The organism is Maribacter sp., from assembly GCF_049667165.1.
Classification (GTDB): Bacteria; Bacteroidota; Bacteroidia; order Flavobacteriales; family Flavobacteriaceae; genus Maribacter_A.
In genome coordinates this window covers 1-1,680 of record NZ_JBATHS010000355.1, presented here as the reverse complement: position 1 = coordinate 1,680, position 1,680 = coordinate 1, and the positions used below count along the sequence as shown (strand labels likewise).

The following is a 1,680-nucleotide window of genomic DNA, read 5'->3' as shown; positions in this document are numbered from 1 at the left end:
GATATATGTGTCACAACGGGGAGATCAATACCTTGCGAGGAAATTTGTCAAGGATGACATCTAGAGAGTCTTTAATGAAAAGTGATTGGTTCGGTGAAGAAATAAAAAGCATTTTGCCAATTGTGTTAAAAGGAAAATCTGATTCAGCCTCTATGGACATGGTAGTTGAGTTACTTATAATGACTGGAAGATCCTTACCGGAAGTGATGATGATGTTAGTCCCCGAAGCATGGGAAAAGAATACAGAAATGTCTGAATCAAAAAAAGCATTTTACGAATATAATTCATGCGTTATGGAGCCTTGGGATGGTCCAGCATCTATTCCATTTACAGACGGTAATTATATTGGAGCTGTTTTGGATAGAAATGGATTGCGTCCATCAAGGTATTCTGTTACCAAGGATGGCTATGTGATCATGTCGTCAGAAACCGGTGTTATAGAAATAGCCCCGGAAAATATTCAACAGCATGGAAGGCTGGAACCGGGAAAGATGTTCTTGGTTGATATGAATGAAGGAAGAATTGTAAATGATGAAGAAGTAAAAGAAAAAATAGTTAAAAAGCATCCATATAAAAAATGGCTTAACGATAAACTTCTATACTTAAGGGATATTCCATATAACGATTGTCCTTTTCATTTCAATGAAGAGTCCTTAAATAAAAGGCAGACAATTTTTGGCTATACAAAAGAAGATATTAATACTATAATCTTGCCAATGGCTAAAACGAGCAAAGAACCAATTGGTTCTATGGGGAATGATACTCCCATTGCTGTATTGTCTGAAAGGCCTCAGTTATTATTCAATTATTTTAAGCAATTATTCGCTCAGGTCACCAATCCGCCTTTGGACGGTATCAGGGAAGAATTGATTACAGACATTAGCCTTACCCTGGGCAAAGATTCTAATATTTTTGATATCAGTCCGGAACACTGCAGGAAATTAAAAATTGAAAATCCGGTTATTTCAAAACAAGATTTAGATAAAATAAAAAGCAACCAGAAATCCGGGCTTAAAGCAACCACAATACCTATATTGTATAAAATTGATAAGGGACATAATGGTTTGGAAAATGCCCTTGAGGAAATGCTCCGGGAAGTTTCTAAAGCAATCGATGAAGGTACAAACATTATTATTTTATCAGACAGAAACGTCGATAAAGAAAATGCTCCTATCCCATCCTTACTCGCCTGTTCTTACGTCAATAGCGGACTCCAGAATTTAGGTCAGCGTTCTAAAATAAGTATTATTGTTGAATCTGCAGAACCGAGAGAAGTTCATCATTTCGCCCTGTTATTTGGTTATGGTGCAAGTGCCATAAATCCTTATATGGTCAATGAGATCATAGAGAAACGTGTAAAACGGAATGAGATTGAAGTAACATCATCCATTGAAGCAGTTAAAAACTATAATAAAGCGGTTGGAAAAGGAATTCTCAAGGTGATGAATAAAATTGGCATCTCTACTTTGAATTCGTACAGGGGCTCACAATTATTTGAATGTATAGGAATCAATACAATTGTGGTTAACAAATACTTTCCTAATACACCTACTAGAATTCAGGGAATTGGGTTGCATGAAATTGAAAAAGAAATTAATAAACGATATTCCAATGCTTATAAAGAAAGGGCTATTGATGGTGAACTGGAACTTGAAATAGGAGGTCAATACCGGTGGAGAA

Annotated in this window: 1 protein-coding gene; it reads left to right on the top strand. The window is 36.0% G+C overall.

Features of this window, described 5'->3' with window-relative positions; all coding sequences use genetic code 11:
* Nucleotides 1-1,680: glutamate synthase central domain-containing protein (locus WBM98_RS16290; RefSeq protein ID WP_424367080.1), on the top strand; the 1,680-nt coding region annotated here is incomplete at both ends.